Here is a 15,636-nt window from a genome sequence, read left to right as displayed (position 1 = left end):
GCGTGGCGGCGCTGTGGGCGTCGACCGCCGTGATGAGCGGCCTGCCGCTGGACGAGGCGTCCGGCATGTTCTGGACGATGCTCACCACCACCGACCACGGCCACGCCGGCTGCGTCACCATCGTCGTCATGGCGGTGTTGCTGGTGCTGCGCGGAATGGGCGGCGCCGGGCTGCTTGGCGAGGCGGCTGTGGTGTTGTCGCTGGCCGTGTTCGCCTACACGCGCGCCACGATGGGGCACGCCGGCGAGGCCGGTTTCTGGAGTCTGCCGCTGGCGGCCGAGTCGCTGCATCTGGCGGCGATCGCGCTGTGGACCGGCGTGGTCTTGCTGTCGGCTTGTTTCGTCTTCAACGGCGCGCGGCTGGCCGGCGCGGCGGCGGACGGCGGGCGCACGGCGCGCTATCTGGAGCGGATGTCGCAGGCGGCGGTGCTGGCGCTGGTGGTGATCGCCGCCACCGGCGTCTATAGCGGCTGGCATCGGGTGGGCACGGGCGGGAATCTGCTGCACACCGCCTACGGACTGACGTTGTTGGCCAAGCTTGGCTTGGTTGGGTTGGCGGTGGCGCTGGGCGGCTACAACAAGTTGGTCGGACTGCCCGCCGCCGCGCGCTCGGAACGGGGCCTGCGCTTGGTGCGCACGGTGCTGAGGATGGAGGCATTGCTGTTGTTGGCGGTGCTGCTCGCCGCCGCGCTGCTGACTTCGCAGCAGCCGCCGACCGCGCTGTAGATTCCGGCTCGCCGCTTCAGCCGGCCGCGCCGAAGTCGGCGTCATCCGGCAGCGCCAGGTCGCCACGCTCGAAGGCGGCGAGGATTTCGCGCGCCAATGCCAAATCGGCCTCGGGCACCAGCACCCGCGCGCCGCCGATGGCCGGGGCGAGCAGGAGGTTGGCCTGGGTATGCTGATCGTCGGTGACGACGGCGCGGATGCCGGCCGCCACCAGACAACCGCGCAGGACATGGGCGTCCGTCGGCACCAGGCGCCGTGCTACCAGGCGAAAATCGTTGTCCATGGGGTCTCCGATTGGCTGCTGACATTGCACCGACGCCGGCACCCGCCCAGCATACTCCTAAGCGGCCGGATACAGGCCCCGTCCGCGCGCGAACAAACGGGCCAGGCCGAACAGGGCGTCGATGTTGGGCGTGGCGACGCCGACGCGCTGGCCGATCTCGCGCACGGCGCCGACGATGCTGTCGAGCTCGATGGCGCGGCCGGCTTCGACGTCCTGCAACATCGAGGTGCGGAAGCCGCCCAGCTTGCGCGTGACCAGGTGGCGCTCCTCCGGCGTTTGCAGCACGGCGCAGCCGATGCGCTCGCCGACGGCGGCGGCCTCGCGCATGGCGGCGGAGCAGAAGTTGCGCACCAGCTCGTCGTCCTGCAGGCGGTCGGTGGTGGCGCCGGTCATGGCCGAGACGGGGTTGATCGTCATATTGCCCCACAGCTTGTACCAGATGTCGTAGCGTATCCGTGGCGACAGCGTGACGTCGAAGCCGGCATGGCGGAACAGCTCGCACACCGCCCGCGCCCGCGCCGACTCGCCGCCGGCCGGTTCGCCGATGATCAGGCCCTGGCCCATCTTGTGCGCCACCACGCCCGGTTCGGTGGTGGCGGTGCTGGCGTGCACCACGCAGCCGAGCACGGCCGCAAGGGGAATCGCCGCCGCCGCGCGGCCGCCCGCGTCGACGCTGTCGAGCGGGGCCTCGCCGAGCGCCTCAATGCCGCTGCCGAACCACCAGGGCACGCCGTTCATGGCCGGCAGCACGATGGTTTGCGGGCCGAGCAGGGGGGCGATGTCGGCGGCGACGGAGGCCAGCGCCGGCCCCTTGACGGCGATGATCACCAGATCCTGCGGGCCCAGTTCGGCGGCCCGCTCGGCGGCGCGGGCCGGCACTTGCAGCAGGGCGCCGTTTTGTTGCAGGCGCCAGCCGTGCGCGCGCAGGGCGGCCAGGGTGGCGCCGCGCGCCAGTGCGCTCACTTCGCAGGCGCCGGCCGCCGCCAGCCGGGCACCGAGAAATCCGCCGATGGCGCCGGCGCCGATGATGCATACCTTCATGTTGTGACTCCCCAGCTGGTTAAGAGTGGCGATATTGCCTGCGAAGCGGCGCCGATTCAAGTGTCATGAGTGACAAATCGTCAACGTCGTGGAAATGTGCCCAAGTGCGTCGATCCGGCGAACGGCCACGGCGGCGCAATCATGGTATTGCCGCCGCCGCCGCGACGAATGTAACTTTACGTAAGGATATCTTGCGAAGTGTTGCTTGGCGCGACGGGCGGAGAACCGGTCCGGGGGCGGCAAACCCTGTTGTGGCGCGGCTAATACCACTTGCGCGTAAAGAATTGTAAGCCACGACTTTGTGATAAAGAAATCTAGCGAATTTGCCAAGTTTCGGTGTTACGATTCAAAAACACGCCGACCTCAGGCGACGCTTCCGACAGAGAAGCGATCCGCGTTTCAATACAAGGAGACAAGTCATGAAGTTGCACCGGACCCTGGGCCATGCCCTGCTGTTGACGTTGTTGTCCGCCGGCGCCGCCCGCGCCGGCAACCTGCTGATCGAAAGTTGGCGGGTCGACGACAAGGCCTTGTGGGAGACGGTGCTGATTCCCGCCTTCGAAAAAACCCATCCCGGCATCAAGGTCAAGTTTTCGCCGACCGCGCCGACCGAATACGACTCCTCGCTGGCGGCCCGGCTGGCCGGCGGCACCGCCGGCGACCTGATGGCCTGCCGCCCCTTCGACGTCTCGCTGGCCTTGTTCAAGAAGGGCCATTTGGACAAGCTCGACGGCAAGCCGGGCATGCAGAACTTCCCCAACGTCGCCTTGCTGGCCTGGCAGACCGACGACGCCAAGGACACCTTCTGCATGCCGATCGCCTCGGTGATCCACGGCTTCTTCTACAACAAGAAAATCTTCAAGCAGCTCAATCTGCAGCCGCCCAAGACCGAGGCCGAGTTCTTCGGCGTGCTCGACGCCATCAAGAAGACCGGCAACATCGCGCCGCTGGCGCTGGGCACGGCCGACCAGTGGGAGTCCAGCCAGATCGTCTTCACCAACATCGGGCCGAACTACTGGCATGGCGAGGACGGCCGCATGTCGCTGATCGCCGGCAAGGCCAAATTCACCGATCCGGCCTTCGTCGGCGCGCTGGAGTACGAGGCCAAGCTGGGCACCTACCTGGCCAAGGGCGCCAGCGCGCAGACCTACGGCGACAGCCAGAACCAGTTCGCGCTGGGGCGGGCGGCGATTTATCCGACCGGTTCCTGGGACATCTCCTACTTCAACCAGACGCCGGCCCTGGAGCTGGGCGCCTTCCCGCCGCCGGTCAAGCGCGCCACCGACAAGTGCTACATCTCCGACCACATGGATATCGGCATGGGCGTCAACACGCGCTCGAAGAACAAGGCCGACGCCTACACCTTCCTGAGCTGGGTCGGCTCGGCCGAGTTCGCCGACATCTACACCAACCGGGTCACCGGCTTCTTCTCGCTGTCCAAGCATGCGATCACGGTGCGCGATCCGCTGGCCAAGCAGATGATCGACTGGCGCGCCAGTTGCGCCTCGACCATCCGGGTCAACTCGCAGGTGCTCAACCGGGGCCAGCCGAGCATGGAGAACGAGCTGTGGAACATCAACGCCCAGGTGTTGAACGGCAAGCTGGCGCCGAAGGACGCGGCGGCCCGGCTGCAAAACGGATTTGCCAAGTGGTATAAGCCACCGCAATAGAGAAAACGCCTCCTCCTCCTCGGCGTTTGTTGTGCCGGCGCCGCCCTGGCGTCGGCATTTTTTTCCAAGATTCCAAGGTGCCGGGGATGCTGGCGAACCCCACGGGCGCAATCTGGGGTCGGACCCGCGGGGTCCGACCCCGGCTCCTTGCCTTTGGGTGGTTTGTTAGCCGCCGGCGCCTTAAATATCGGAGATCCGTGTGAAATCAGTCGAGCACAATATCGGCCGCTGGCAACTGCTGGCCTTTTTGGCCCCCGCCGTGCTGATCTATGCGCTGTTCAGCGCGCTGCCGCTGGCCGACACGCTGCGCCAGGGTTTCTTTAGCAGCGACGACGCCGGCCGGCAGAGCTTCACCGGCCTGGCCAATTTCCGCACCGTGCTGTTCGACCCGGAATGGTCGGCGGCGTTCTGGAACGCGATGCGCAACAACCTGCTATTCTTCGCCATCCACATGTTGCTGCAAAATCCAATCGGCCTGCTGCTGGCCACCTTGTTCAGCCTGAAGGGGCTGCGCGCCGCGCGCACCTACCGCACCTTGATTTTCCTGCCGACCTTGTTGTCGGTGGTGATCATCGGCTTCATCTGGCAGCTGATCCTGTCGCCGCTGTGGGGCGTCGGCGAGCGGCTGCTGGACACGGTCGGCGCGGCCGGCCTGTTCCAACCGTGGCTGGGGCAGGAGAGCTCGGCGCTGGCCACGCTGGCGCTGATTTCGGTGTGGCAGTACATCGGCATTCCCACCATGCTGATCTACGCGGCGCTGCTGGCGGTGCCGGAGGAGATCGTCGAGGCGGCCCACGTCGAGGGCGCCGGCGCCTTGCGCATCTTCTGGGACATCAAGCTGCCGCTGATCTATCCCACGCTGGGGCTGGTGACCATCCTGACCTTCGTCGCCAACTTCAACGCCTTCGACCTGATCTATTCGGTGAAAGGCGCGCTGGCCGGTCCCAACTATGCGTCCGACATCCTCGGCACCTTGTTCTACCGCACCTTCTTCGGCTACCAGGCCCAGGTCGGCAACGCCAATATGGGCGCGGCGGTGGCCACCTTGATGTTCCTGGTGATCCTGCTCGGCGTCGGCGCCTATTTTGTCGGCGTGCAGCGGCGCCTGAGCCGCTACGCGCTGTGAAGGGGGCGCCATGAAATCCTCGTCCAACGCAACCTTGCTGCGGCCGGATCTGGGCCGGCTGGCCGTGCACGTGGTGCTGCTGGCCTACACCGCGCTGGCGTTGTTTCCCATCGCGCTGATCCTGATCAACTCGCTCAAGACGCGCGCCGCCATCTTCGACGATCCGCTGGCGCTGCCCAGCGCGGCCACCTTGTCGCTGGTCGGCTTCCAGAAGGTGCTGTCGGCGACCAACTTCCTTCTGTTCTACGGCAACAGCCTGGTGGTCACCCTGGGCTCGCTGCTGATGATCGTGTTGTTCGGCGCGATGGCGGCCTGGGCCTTGTCGGAATATACCTTCCGTGGGCAGCGGCCGCTGGCCTTGTTCCTGGCGCTGGGCATCATGATTCCGATCCGCCTGGGCACGGTGTCCATCCTCGAACTGATGGTGGCGCTGGGGCTGACCAACACCTTGCTGGCGCTGGTGCTGGTGTACACCGCGCAAGGCTTGCCGCTGGCGGTGATGATACTCACCGAGTTCATGCGCCAGGTGCCGGGCGAGCTGAAGGACGCGGCGCGCTGCGACGGCGTCGGCGAGTTCAAGATCTTCTTCCAGGTGATCCTGCCCTTGATCCGGCCGGCCATCGCCACGGTCGCCGTGTTCACCATGATCCCGGCCTGGAACGACCTGTGGTTCCCCTTGATCCTGGCGCCGTCCGAGCAGACCCAGACCGTCACCCTGGGCGTGCAGCAGTTCATCGGCCAGTACGCGACGGACTGGAACTCGGTGTTGGCGGCCTTGTCGCTGGCGGTGCTGCCGATGCTGTTGATGTATGCGATTTTTTCGCGCCAGTTGATCCGTGGCTTGACCGCCGGCGCGGTCAAGTAATTCAAGTCAAGTAATTCAATTCAAGTAATTCAAGGCAGCGACAAGATAAGGAAGGCAAGATGGCTAGCGTGAGTCTGAGGCAATTGCGTAAATCGTATGACGGCAAGACCGACGTGTTGGCCGGCATCGATCTGGACATCGCCCACGGCGAGTTCGTCGTGCTGGTCGGGCCGTCGGGTTGCGGCAAGTCGACCCTGCTGCGCATGTTGTGCGGACTGGAGCGTATCAGCGGCGGCAGCATGTTGATCGCCGGGCGCGAGGTCAACCATCTGCCGCCGGCCGAGCGCGGCATCGCCATGGTGTTCCAGAGCTACGCGCTGTATCCGCACATGACGGTGTTCAAGAACATGGCCTTCGGCTTGAAGGTGGCGGGCGAGGGCAAGGCCGCCATCGCGGCGCGGGTGCACAAGGCGGCGGAGATTTTGAAGATCGCCCATCTGCTCGAGCGCTTGCCGCGCGAGTTGTCCGGCGGCCAGCGGCAGCGCGTGGCGATCGGCCGCGCCATCGTGCGCGAGCCGCAACTGTTTCTGTTCGACGAGCCGCTGTCGAACCTGGACGCGGCCTTGCGCGTGCAGACCCGGCTGGAGATCGCCAAGCTGCAGCGCCAGCTCGGCGCCACCACCGTCTACGTCACCCACGACCAGGTCGAGGCGATGACCCTGGGCGACAAGATCGTCGTCATGCACGAGGGCCGCGTGCAGCAGGCCGGCTCGCCGCTGGAGCTGTATCAGCAGCCGGCCAACCGTTTCGTCGCCGGCTTCATCGGCGCGCCGACGATGAATTTTTTCGACGGCAAGGTGCTCGAGGCGGCGGCGGACGGCGTGCTGGTGGCGCTGGAGCAGGGCGGCCAGGCGCGCGCGCTGGTCGACGGCGGCGGCCTGCGCGCCGGCGACGCGGTCAGCCTGGGCCTGCGCGCCGAGCACGCGCTGGCGGACGGCCAGGCCGGCGAGCGCTTCGCCGGCACGGTCAGCGTGGTCGAGCATTTGGGCGAGACCAACTACGTCTACCTGACGATGGCCGACGGCCGCGACGTGGTGATCCGCAGCGACGCCAATCTGGCGCTGCGGCTGGGCCAGCCGCTGGCCTTCACGGCCGACAGCCGGGCCTTCCACCTGTTCGACGCCGACGGCCGCGCCGCCCGCCGCCTGCGTCCCGGCAACATGGTGGCGACCAGCCGCGACGCCTGAGTCCGGCCTACAACATCGGCAGGCGCAGCAGGTCGACGATCTTGCGGATCAGCCGATTGCGGTTCTTCGTGTAGGGCGGGAAGAACAGCTTGATGAGCATCAGCGGCGAGGCGCGCAACACGCCGCGCTCGTGCGAGAAGGTCTTGAAGCCGTACTCGCCGTGGGCGTTGCCGATGCCCGAATTGTTGACGCCGCCGAAGGGCAGGTTGCCGTGGGCGAAGTGGGCGACACAGTGGTTGACGCAGGCGCCGCCCGAGCTGGTCTGCTGCAAGACCTGGTCGATATGCGCCTGGCGCTTGCTCCACACATACAGGGCCAGCGGCTTCGGTCCGGCGTTGATGGTGGCGATGACCTCGTCGAGCGAGTCGTAGGCGATGATCGGCAGCAGCGGGCCGAAGATTTCCTCGCGCATGATGGCGGCGTCCGCTGGAATCTGATCGAGCAGGGTGGGGGCGATGTAGCAGTCTTGCAGGTCGACCTCGCCGCCGCCGCGCAGCACGGCGCCGCCCGCCAGCGCGTCGTTGAGCAGTTCGGCGAGGCGCGCGGTGTGGCGGCGGTTGACGATGCGGGTCAGGTCGGGGCTGCGCTTCTGCTCGGCCGCGCTGGCGCCGTAGCGCGCCGCCAGCACGGCGTTGCAGGCCGCGACGAAGGCCTCCTTGACCGAGGCGTGGACGTAGACGTGGTCGGGCGCCACGCAGGTTTGGCCGTTGTTGAGGAACTTGCCCCACATGATGGTCTCGGCCGCCAGCTTGAGGTCGGCGCTCTGGTCGACGATGGTCGGCGACTTGCCGCCCAGCTCCAGCGTGACGCTGCTCAGGTGGCGCGCGGCGGCGGCCATCACCAACTTGCCGACGTTGGGCGAGCCGGTGAAGAAGATGTGGTCGAAGGGCAGGTCGAGCAGGGCCTGCGAGGTCGGCTGGCTGCCCTGGAACAGCGCCACCTCGTCCGGCGGGAAGACGGCGGCGATGATCTCGGCCATCACCGCCGAGACCGCCGGCGTCATCTCCGACGGCTTGATGATGATCGTGTTGCCGGCGGCCAGGGCCGAGACCAGCGGGCCGAAGCACAGGCTCAGCGGATAGTTCCACGGCGCGATGATCAGCACGCGGCCGCGCGGCTGGCACTGCACCGAGGCGTAGGTGCCCAGCATGGTGGTGGTCGGCCAGGGCCGGCGCGGCTTCATCCAGCGCTTCAGCGCGCCCAGCACCTGGCGGATCTCCTCCATCACCGGCAGCAGCTCGGAGGCCTCGACCTCGGCGGCCGGCTTGTGGTAGTCCTGGGCGAAGGCGCTGTAGAGCGCCGCGCGGCGGCTCAGCATGGCGTCGCGCAGGCGCTTGATGCGGGCGATGCGCTCGGCCGCGCCGGAGCCGCGCCAGCGCAGCGCGGTGGCGCGCTGGGCCGCGAAGGCTTGCTCGATCAAGTGCCGATCGGCCTCGCCGTGGCTATGCGGATGCAAGGCTAGCAGCGGCTGTTGTTGTTCTTTCATAAAGTTTTCCCTTCGTATTGGATCAGCTAGCCTAGCATGACCGCCCGTGCTATTTTTACATGGTTGCTCTAATTTGCACGGCGCTACCCGCCCGGCGCCAACGGCCCAGGCAGGGCCACTGGAATGGCCATTGCGATGACCATTGCGGTGGCTGGCGCGCTGGCCGCCGCGCTGGCGTTTGTGCTGGCACAACGGCGGCCGGCTTAAGGGCACCTCGAAAAACCGTCGTTCCGCATCGGCGGAGCGCCGCGCAGGCGGGAATCTATACCCCGCATGTCCATTGGCTCAGCATGGGTTCCCGCCTACGCGGGAACGACAATTTGGTGGTTTTTCGAAGTGCCCTTAAGGGGGGAGTGGGTGGACTGGTCTGCTTTAATGAATGGTGGTTTATCTCAATCGGACAAGGAGAGGCACATGAAATTTGCAAAAACCGCACTGGCGGTGGCCGTCACCGCGCTGGTCGCGCTGGCGCCGGCGCTGGTGCGCACGCAGGAGGTCGCGGCCGCCAAGCCGGGCAAGCCGTCGAGCTACAGCCCGGTGGTGATCCACGAGGACTTCGCCGTCACGTTGGCGCGCATGAAGGCGGCGCGCGCCGGCCTGATGCGGCGGCAGCAGGAATTGCTGGCCGAGCGCTACGACCTGGGCGACCGGCCCAGCGGCGTGACCATGTTCCGTGGCAAGCCGGTGCAGGGCGGCGTGCGCGTGCGCCTGCCGCGCGGCACGACGTGGGAGCAGTTGGCGGCGCTGACGCCCGAGCAGGTGCGCGAGCGCGACCTGTTCCCGCTCGGCCTGCTGCCGCTGCCGCATCCGCACCAGGCCGAGGGCGGCATGCTGTTCCCGCACTTCCAGATCGAGGAGATCAAGCGGCAGGAGGGGCGCGATTTGACCCGTTTCGACCTGGACTTCGACCTGCCCGACCATTTCCTGCCGGAGTTCCCGGCGCCGATCTTCCTGACCACGCGGCCCGACCTGGGCGACGTGTCGCAGGGCAAGCTGCTGAGCATCGACAACTACTACGAGATGTTCAACGGCGTGCTCAACCCCAAGCAGATCGAGGGCCTGCGCTTGCTGCTGACGCCGTTCCCGCAGCAGCAGTTCAACCAGACCGAGGACCGGCGCAGCGAGCGGCCAAGCCGTGGCGTGGCCTGCTTCGACTGCCACGCCAACGGCCACAGCAACGGCGCCACCCATTTGGTGGGCGACATCCGGCCGCAGGAGTTCCGCCACCGCATCGAGACGCCGAGCCTGCGCGGGGTCAACATCCAGCGCCTGTTCGGCTCGCAACGGGCGCTCAAGACGGTGGAGGATTTCACCGAGTTCGAGCAGCGCGCCGCCTACTTCGACGGCGATCCGGTGATCGCCACCAAGAAGGGTGTCAACGTGCTGGAGCGGGGCAGCCAGGTGCATTTCATGGCCGAGGTGCAGGAGATTTTGGACTTTCCGCCGGCGCCCAAGCTGACGGTGATGGGCAAGCTCGATCCGAAGAAGGCCAGCGAGAGCGAGCTGCGCGGCCAGACCATCTTCTTCGGCAAGGGGCAATGTGTCACCTGCCACGCGCCGCCTTACTACACGGACAATTTGATGCACAACCTGAAGGCGGAGCGTTTCTACAAGCCGCGCCTGATCAACGGCATCATGGCCTCGGCCGACGGGCCGATCAAGACCTTCCCGTTGCGCGGCATCAAGGAGTCGCCGCCGTATCTGCACGACGGCCGCCTGCTGACCCTGGAGGACTCGGTGGAGTTCTTCAATCTGATCCTGGAAACCAAACTGAGCGACAAAGAAAAAGGCGACCTGGTCGCCTTCTTGCGCACGCTGTAGCGTGAGCTTGCCGACGGCGGCGCGGGCCGGCCCGCGCCGCCGTTGCCACGCCTACGATCAGTAGGTGTAGAACATGCGCTGGATTTCCTTGCTGCTGCTGGTCTTGGTCAGCGCCAGCATCAGCAGGATGCGGGCCTTCTGCGGGTTCAGCGTGTCGGCGGCGACGAAGTCGAGTTCGTCGTCGTTGGCTTCGCCGTTGCGCGCCACGATGCCCTGGCCGACGCGGCTGGCGCGGACGATCACGGTGCCTTGTTTGCGCGCCGCGCTCAGCGATGGCACGACCTTCTGGGCCAGGCTGCCGTCGCCGACGCCGGCGTGGACGATGCCCTTGGCGCCGCCGGCGATGAAGGCGTTCAGCGCGGCCGGACCCATGTTGGCGTAGCCGTAGACGATATCGACTTGCGGCAGGGATTGCAGGTTGCTGATATCAAATTCGGTATCGATCGTGTGCTTGCGGCTGGACACATGGTAGAAGTAGGGCTTGTTGCCCTGGATGTAGCCGAGCATGCCCAGTTCGGTGGTCTTGAAGCTGTCCGGGGTCGAGGTATTGGTTTTCGACACGTCGCGGGCGGCGTGGATCTGGTCGTTCATGGCGACCAGCACGCCCTTGCCGACGGCGTCGGGGCTGGCGGCCAGCAGCACGGCGTTGTACAGGTTCAGCGGGCCGTCGGCCGACAGCGCGGTGGACGGGCGCATGGCGCCGACCAGCACGACCGGCTTCTTGCTCTTGACCACGAGGTCGAGGAAGTAGGCGGTCTCTTCCAGCGTGTCGGTGCCGTGGGTGATGACGATGCCGTCGACGTTGTTCTGCGCCAGCAGGGTGTTGACGCGCTTGGCCAGGGTCAGCCAATGCTCGTTGCTCATGTTTTCGCTGGCGATCTGGAATACTTGCTCACCCGTCACATTGGCCACCTTGGCCAGTTCCGGCACGGCCTGGATCAGACGCTCGACGCCCACCGTGGCGGCGGTGTAGCCGATGGTGGTGGTGCTGCTGGCGCCGGTGCCGGCGATGGTGCCGCCGGTGGCCAGGATGGTGACGTTGCCCAGCTTGGGCGCGGCGGCCTCGGCGTGGACGTTGCTCGTGAACAGCACGAACATGGTGGCCACGGCGGTGACGAATTGTGCGGGTTTGTGGTGCAGCATGCGATCTCCTAGTTAAACTTTGGGTAAGGATGGTAACAAATCTACGCCGGGGCCGGGCCGCCGGCACGAAAAAAGCACGCTGCGTGCACATTTTTTGTGGCTTTTGCGGCACCCCCGGCTCAGTGGCGTGCGGACGGCGCGGCCGCGCGCGGCGCGCGGTAAATTATTGCGCAATCGGCTACAATTGCATTTGAGTATCATTTTGGCCGCCAGGGCAATACCGCCGGGGCGGCGCGGCGGGACGGACGGGGCCGCTTTTCACTTTTTTGAAAGATCCTATGGACAAAGGAATTGCGTTGCTGCTGGCGGCGGTCATTTCCTGTGGCGTGGCCGGCTGCGGCAAGTCGGCGGCGCAAAAGCAGCGCGATGAGGCGGCCACCCTGACCAGCCTGGGCGAGAAGTATGTGAAGGAAAAAGTGCTGGAACCGGCCTCGGCCCAGTTCCGCAACCAGTTCATCGGCAAGAAGGGCGCCCCTTGCGGCGAGGTCAACGCCAAGGACGCCTTCGGCGCCTACATCGGTTTCCAGCGCTACATCGCGGTGGCGCGCGACCTGACGTTGCTGGCGCAGGACGTGGTGCCGGCCGAGTTCGAGGCCTCCTGGGCCCAGTTGTGCCGCTGAGCGCCAGCCGCCAGGTGGTTGCCGCGCGGGCGGGCGCCCGTCCGCCATGGATGCCCGCCGGCGCGGCGCGGCGCCGCTGCGCAATGAGGAATTTGGGCTGCTGCGCCGGCCCTAGTCGCTGATCTCGAAGGTGGCCGGGTCGAGCGCGTCGAGCGCGGCGGCGGCGCCACTGCCGCCGCCGCCGGCATGGGCCTCCAGCCGCGCGCGGACCTGGGCCAGATAGTCGGCGCGGCAGCGGCGCAGCACGAAGTCGCGGAAGTTATTTTGCTCGATGTCGTGCCAGGCTTGGCTGCGGCCGGCGGCGGAGCGCTGCAGGGCCTCGCCCTGGTGGCTGTCGGTCACGCTGGCATCGGCCTCGGTCATCAAGGTGTAGCCGTAGCGCTGCATGTAGTCGCGGGTCAGCGTTTCGATGACGCGGATCTCCTCGCCGGACAACTGATGCTTGAACTTGTCGGCGTGGGCGGCGATCGGCGCGTAGCAGTTGGACGACCACAGCGCCGACAACTGGGCGATCTGCTGCGCTTCGACCGAGTTGCCGACGTCGAGCATCTGCGGCAGGAAATCGATGCCCATGAAATCGCACAGCGTGCGCAGCGTGGCCTCCTGGTTGGAGAGGAAATCCTCGTAGCGTATCGTCAGCACGCGGCGCGGATAGTGGCGCATCACGGCGTCGGCGGCGCGGTGGGCGGCCAGCCAGGTGCGGGTGTTGAGCAGGGTGTCGAAGTCGTGGATGATGGCGCGGTTCATCGACGCCACCTGGGCGCGCGGGTCGCGCACCACGTTGACGAACAACATGTCCGGCAGCAGCCGCATCAGCTCGTCGGCGTAGTGCACGCTGTCGAGCGATTTGTCCATCACCACGCGCGCGCCCTGGCGCTCGCCGGCGCGCAACAGCAGTTCCCACACCACCCGGTGCACGCTGCGCGGCTGGTGGCGGATGGACTCGAAGATCTCGACCGGATCGAACACCACCTGCTGCCACTTGACCATGCTGACCGCCTGCAGGCCGACCACGTCGACCACCAGGCGGAAATAGGCGCGGTCGTCCTGCAGGTCGCCGTACAGCGGCAGGATCGGCATCAGATCGACGATGTGCAGCGGGTAGGGCGAGTAGAACTGCGGCGACAGGTTCAAGCGCAGGCGCAGCGCGTGGCTGCCGCAGCGGCGCAGCGGGATCATCATCACCGGATGCGGGCGTTTGCTGTCGGCGGGGGCGGGGTTGGGGGTGGTGCTCATCATGGTCTCCTGGTCGTACCGGTCTGAAAAAAATCTGTTTGCTTCGATGCTTAAAACGCCAGCCAGCCGATCAGCGCGGCGGCGGCCACCACCCAGGCGGCGTCGACGCGCCAGCGCAGCAGGGCCAGCAGGGCGGCGGCGCACAGCGCCAGCGACAGCCAGTTGGGCGCGGCCATGCGGCCGATGGTGACGGCGGCGCCGAACACCATGCCGGCCAGCGCCGCGCGCACGCCGGCCAGCGCGGCCTGCGCCGGCGCCGAATGGCGCAGCCGCTCGACCATGCCGCTGGCGGCCAGCATCAGCGCCGCGCTGGGGACGAACATGCCGGCGCTGGCGGCGGCCGCGCCGGCCAGGCCGGCCACCTTCAGGCCGACGAAGGCGGAGCTGATCATCACCGGGCCGGGGCTGAGTTGGGTCAGGGCGATGCCGTCGATGAACTCGCGCTGGCTGAGCCAGCCGTAGCCGTCGACCACGGTGTGCTGCAACAGCGGGATGAAGACGTAGCCGCCGCCGAAGGTCAGCAGGCTCATGCCGGCGAAGCTGCACAGCAGGGTGAACAGGATGGCGTTGTTGGCGGCCAGCAGGGCCAGCGCCGCCGCCGGCAGGCCCAGCGCGGCCAGCAGGGCGGCGTGGTGCCGGGCCGGCCGGCGCGCCCGCCGGTGGTGGCCGATGCGCGCGCCGCTGTCCAGGGACGCTAAGTGGACGGTTGGCGTCGCGCCGGCGGCGGGCGTGGCCATGCCGCGGCCGGCCAATCCCGCCGCGTCGGCGTTGTTCGGCGTGCCCGGGCGCGGATATTTCCAGCCGGTCCAGGCCGCCACCAGCAGCACCAGCAGCGTGCTCGGCAGTCCCGGCAGCGCCGTCAGCAGCGCCGCCGCGCCCAGCGCCAGCGCGGCCTGGCGCCCGTCGCGTACGGCGCCGCGCCAGAGCCGGCAGGCCGAGGCCAGCACCACGGCGGTGATGGCCGGCGTGACGCCGAGGAAGACGGTGCGCACGGCGTCCATGCTGCCGTAGCGGAAGTACAGCAGGCCCAGGGTGGTGACCCAGACGAAGGCCGGCAGCACGGCGCACAGCATGCAGACGATGGCGCCGGCGACGCCGCGCAGCCGGTAGCCGACGTAGGCGACGACGTTGATGGCGACCGGACCGGGCATCACCGAGGCCAGCGCCAGGCCGTCGAGCAGGTCCTCGGCGGGCAGCAGGCGGCGCTTGTCGACCACCATCTGCTGGGTCACGGCGACCATCGCCATGAAGCCGCCGACGCTGCTGCAGCCGATGCGCAGGAACAGCAGGGCCAGCGTGCGCAGCGACACGGGCGGGAGCGGCGCGGCGCCCGGCTTGCCCGGCAGCTCCGGCCGCTGCTCGGGCGCGGCCGGCGGCGCCAGGCGCAGCTCTTCGCTAATGCCCATGGTGCTGCTCGGGCAGGGCGAAGTAGCGGCGGAATTGTTCGATGAAGCGATCGAGCTCGGCGGCCGGCAGGTGGTTGATGCCGCCGGCGGCCTTGCGTCCGCCGCCGCCGGGGAATTGTTCGCACAGGCCGTGGGCGCTGCGCTCGGCCGGCGCGCCGGAGCGCACGCTGACGACGTAGTGGCCGTCGGCGTGGCAGCTGAGGATGGCGAAGGAGGCGGCGTCGCCGGCTGCCGCCAGGCGGTTGGCCAGCACGCCGCTGACGCGCCGCGCCCAGGGCGCCGGCGGCAGCAGGTAGACGGCGCCGCCGGGCCGCTGCCAATGCGGCCGCAAGCCCTGCAGGCGGGCGCAGTCGGCCCGGTAGCCGTCGAGCAGCAGGGCGTGGCAGGGGCTGTCGGCGATGAAGGCGAGCGGGTCGGCGTAGGGGCTGACGGCGCGGTACAGCCGCTCGGGGGCGATGTGCAGGTCGGCCACGCAGTCGCCGTAGGCGTTGTAGTTGAGCACCTGGCCGAGTTGTTCCAGCGCGGCGACGGCGGCGCCGTCCAGGCCGGCGCGGGCGGCCAGCGCGCGCGCCGGCGCCGCCAGGTTGTCGCCGAAGGCGGCCGCCACCGCCCAGGGCCGGTAGCGGCCGTCCAGGTGGCGGTCGACCAGGATGCTGCTGCAGCAGTCCGGACAGTCGTCCCAGAACAGGCGCAGGCCGGGGTGGGCGAAGGCTTGCGCGGCGGCGTGGTGGTCGAAGTAGTCGACCCTGGCGCCGGCCGCCAGCAGGCGGCGCAGCGGCGCGGCGTTGGCGTCGAGCGAGATGTCGAGCACCAGCAGCTCGGCGCCGGCGCAGTCGCTCTCGCTGAGCTGCGCCGACAAGCGTTCGAGCAGGGCGATGTCGCGCTTGACGCCGGTGACCAGCTCGGACTCGGCCGGCGCGGCCAGGCGCAACTGGTGCAGCGCGCAGATGCCGTCGGCGTCGCCGTTGAAGACGTCGACGCGGCGGCTCGGCGCCGGCCGGCCGCTGGGGGGGACGTCGCGGCGCAT

At 67.9% G+C, this 15,636-nt stretch carries 14 protein-coding genes; 7 read left to right on the top strand and 7 right to left on the bottom strand.

Annotated features, from left to right (window positions below):
• Positions 1-725: copper resistance D family protein (locus tag H7U20_RS22640; protein ID WP_199761397.1), on the top strand; the 725-nt coding region annotated here is incomplete at its 5' end.
• A gap of 16 nt (positions 726-741) precedes the next feature.
• Here the strand turns inward: H7U20_RS22640 and H7U20_RS22635 are convergent.
• Together H7U20_RS22635 and H7U20_RS22630 are read right to left on the bottom strand one after the other, a co-directional pair.
• Positions 742-1,008: a putative signal transducing protein gene (locus tag H7U20_RS22635; RefSeq protein ID WP_199761396.1), complete on the bottom strand. Its 267-nt coding sequence runs from the start codon at positions 1,006-1,008 to the stop codon at positions 742-744.
• Between the two features lie 57 nt (positions 1,009-1,065).
• Complete coding sequence (locus H7U20_RS22630; protein WP_199761395.1) at positions 1,066-2,049, bottom strand: 2-dehydropantoate 2-reductase; 984 nt, start codon at positions 2,047-2,049, stop codon at positions 1,066-1,068.
• A 419-nt stretch (positions 2,050-2,468) separates the two neighbouring features.
• On the opposite strand from H7U20_RS22630, the gene H7U20_RS22625 reads away from it, so the two are divergent.
• From H7U20_RS22625 to H7U20_RS22610, 4 genes are all read left to right on the top strand, one after another.
• Positions 2,469-3,719 (top strand): ABC transporter substrate-binding protein, encoded by a 1,251-nt coding sequence (locus tag H7U20_RS22625; protein WP_199761394.1) that lies wholly within the window; start codon positions 2,469-2,471, stop codon positions 3,717-3,719.
• Between the two features lie 199 nt (positions 3,720-3,918).
• A complete protein-coding gene (locus H7U20_RS22620) occupies positions 3,919-4,845 on the top strand; it encodes a carbohydrate ABC transporter permease (RefSeq protein WP_370593222.1) in 927 nt (308 codons plus the stop codon).
• Between the two features lie 10 nt (positions 4,846-4,855).
• Positions 4,856-5,710 (top strand): carbohydrate ABC transporter permease, encoded by an 855-nt coding sequence (locus H7U20_RS22615; protein ID WP_199761393.1) that lies wholly within the window; start codon positions 4,856-4,858, stop codon positions 5,708-5,710.
• A 59-nt stretch (positions 5,711-5,769) separates the two neighbouring features.
• Entirely contained in the window at positions 5,770-6,897 is a 1,128-nt protein-coding gene (locus H7U20_RS22610) for an ABC transporter ATP-binding protein (RefSeq protein ID WP_199761392.1), read from the top strand.
• Positions 6,898-6,904: 7 nt separating this feature from the next.
• On the opposite strand, the gene H7U20_RS22605 is transcribed toward H7U20_RS22610, so the two are convergent.
• Positions 6,905-8,383, bottom strand: a complete 1,479-nt coding sequence (locus H7U20_RS22605) for an aldehyde dehydrogenase family protein (RefSeq protein WP_199761391.1) — start codon at positions 8,381-8,383, stop codon at positions 6,905-6,907.
• Positions 8,384-8,797: 414 nt separating this feature from the next.
• On the opposite strand from H7U20_RS22605, the gene H7U20_RS22600 reads away from it, so the two are divergent.
• Entirely contained in the window at positions 8,798-10,204 is a 1,407-nt protein-coding gene (locus tag H7U20_RS22600) for a hypothetical protein (RefSeq protein WP_199761390.1), read from the top strand.
• A 57-nt stretch (positions 10,205-10,261) separates the two neighbouring features.
• On the opposite strand, the gene H7U20_RS22595 is transcribed toward H7U20_RS22600, so the two are convergent.
• Positions 10,262-11,302, bottom strand: coding sequence for a type II asparaginase (locus H7U20_RS22595; protein ID WP_233411022.1), 1,041 nt, complete (start codon positions 11,300-11,302; stop codon positions 10,262-10,264).
• A gap of 323 nt (positions 11,303-11,625) precedes the next feature.
• Between H7U20_RS22595 and H7U20_RS22590 the strand changes: the two genes are divergently transcribed.
• Positions 11,626-11,967, top strand: a complete 342-nt coding sequence (locus H7U20_RS22590; RefSeq protein ID WP_199761388.1) for a hypothetical protein — start codon at positions 11,626-11,628, stop codon at positions 11,965-11,967.
• Between the two features lie 111 nt (positions 11,968-12,078).
• On the opposite strand, the gene H7U20_RS22585 is transcribed toward H7U20_RS22590, so the two are convergent.
• Genes H7U20_RS22585 through H7U20_RS22575 form a run of 3 tightly spaced genes read right to left on the bottom strand, consistent with a single transcriptional unit; the run spans position 12,079 to position 15,636 of the window.
• Positions 12,079-13,203, bottom strand: a complete 1,125-nt coding sequence (locus H7U20_RS22585) for a sulfotransferase family protein (protein ID WP_199761584.1) — start codon at positions 13,201-13,203, stop codon at positions 12,079-12,081.
• A 50-nt stretch (positions 13,204-13,253) separates the two neighbouring features.
• The gene (gene chrA / locus H7U20_RS22580; protein WP_199761387.1) at positions 13,254-14,609 is read right to left on the bottom strand and encodes a chromate efflux transporter; all 1,356 of its coding nucleotides are present in this window, start codon (positions 14,607-14,609) and stop codon (positions 13,254-13,256) included.
• On the bottom strand, positions 14,599-15,636 hold the full coding sequence (locus H7U20_RS22575) for a hypothetical protein (RefSeq protein WP_199761386.1): 1,038 nt from the start codon (positions 15,634-15,636) through the stop codon (positions 14,599-14,601). Before H7U20_RS22575 ends, chrA begins: the two co-directional genes overlap by 11 nt.

This window comes from Rugamonas violacea (genome assembly GCF_016461825.1).
GTDB lineage: Bacteria > Pseudomonadota > Gammaproteobacteria > Burkholderiales > Burkholderiaceae_D > Rugamonas.
Note: the sequence above shows the minus strand (reverse complement) of the source record. Positions and strands in the feature narration are given on the sequence as shown.

Coding starts and splice junctions, on each gene's coding strand:
- H7U20_RS22635 (WP_199761396.1), bottom strand. CDS start 1,008: ATGGACAACGATTTTCGCCTGGTAGCACGGCGCCTGGTGCCGACGGAC.
- H7U20_RS22630 (WP_199761395.1), bottom strand. CDS start 2,049: ATGAAGGTATGCATCATCGGCGCCGGCGCCATCGGCGGATTTCTCGGT.
- H7U20_RS22625 (WP_199761394.1), top strand. CDS start 2,469: ATGAAGTTGCACCGGACCCTGGGCCATGCCCTGCTGTTGACGTTGTTG.
- H7U20_RS22615 (WP_199761393.1), top strand. CDS start 4,856: ATGAAATCCTCGTCCAACGCAACCTTGCTGCGGCCGGATCTGGGCCGG.
- H7U20_RS22610 (WP_199761392.1), top strand. CDS start 5,770: ATGGCTAGCGTGAGTCTGAGGCAATTGCGTAAATCGTATGACGGCAAG.
- H7U20_RS22605 (WP_199761391.1), bottom strand. CDS start 8,383: ATGAAAGAACAACAACAGCCGCTGCTAGCCTTGCATCCGCATAGCCAC.
- H7U20_RS22600 (WP_199761390.1), top strand. CDS start 8,798: ATGAAATTTGCAAAAACCGCACTGGCGGTGGCCGTCACCGCGCTGGTC.
- H7U20_RS22595 (WP_233411022.1), bottom strand. CDS start 11,302: ATGTTCGTGCTGTTCACGAGCAACGTCCACGCCGAGGCCGCCGCGCCC.
- H7U20_RS22590 (WP_199761388.1), top strand. CDS start 11,626: ATGGACAAAGGAATTGCGTTGCTGCTGGCGGCGGTCATTTCCTGTGGC.
- H7U20_RS22585 (WP_199761584.1), bottom strand. CDS start 13,203: ATGAGCACCACCCCCAACCCCGCCCCCGCCGACAGCAAACGCCCGCAT.
- chrA (WP_199761387.1), bottom strand. CDS start 14,609: ATGGGCATTAGCGAAGAGCTGCGCCTGGCGCCGCCGGCCGCGCCCGAG.
- H7U20_RS22575 (WP_199761386.1), bottom strand. CDS start 15,636: ATGCGCCGCGACGTCCCCCCCAGCGGCCGGCCGGCGCCGAGCCGCCGC.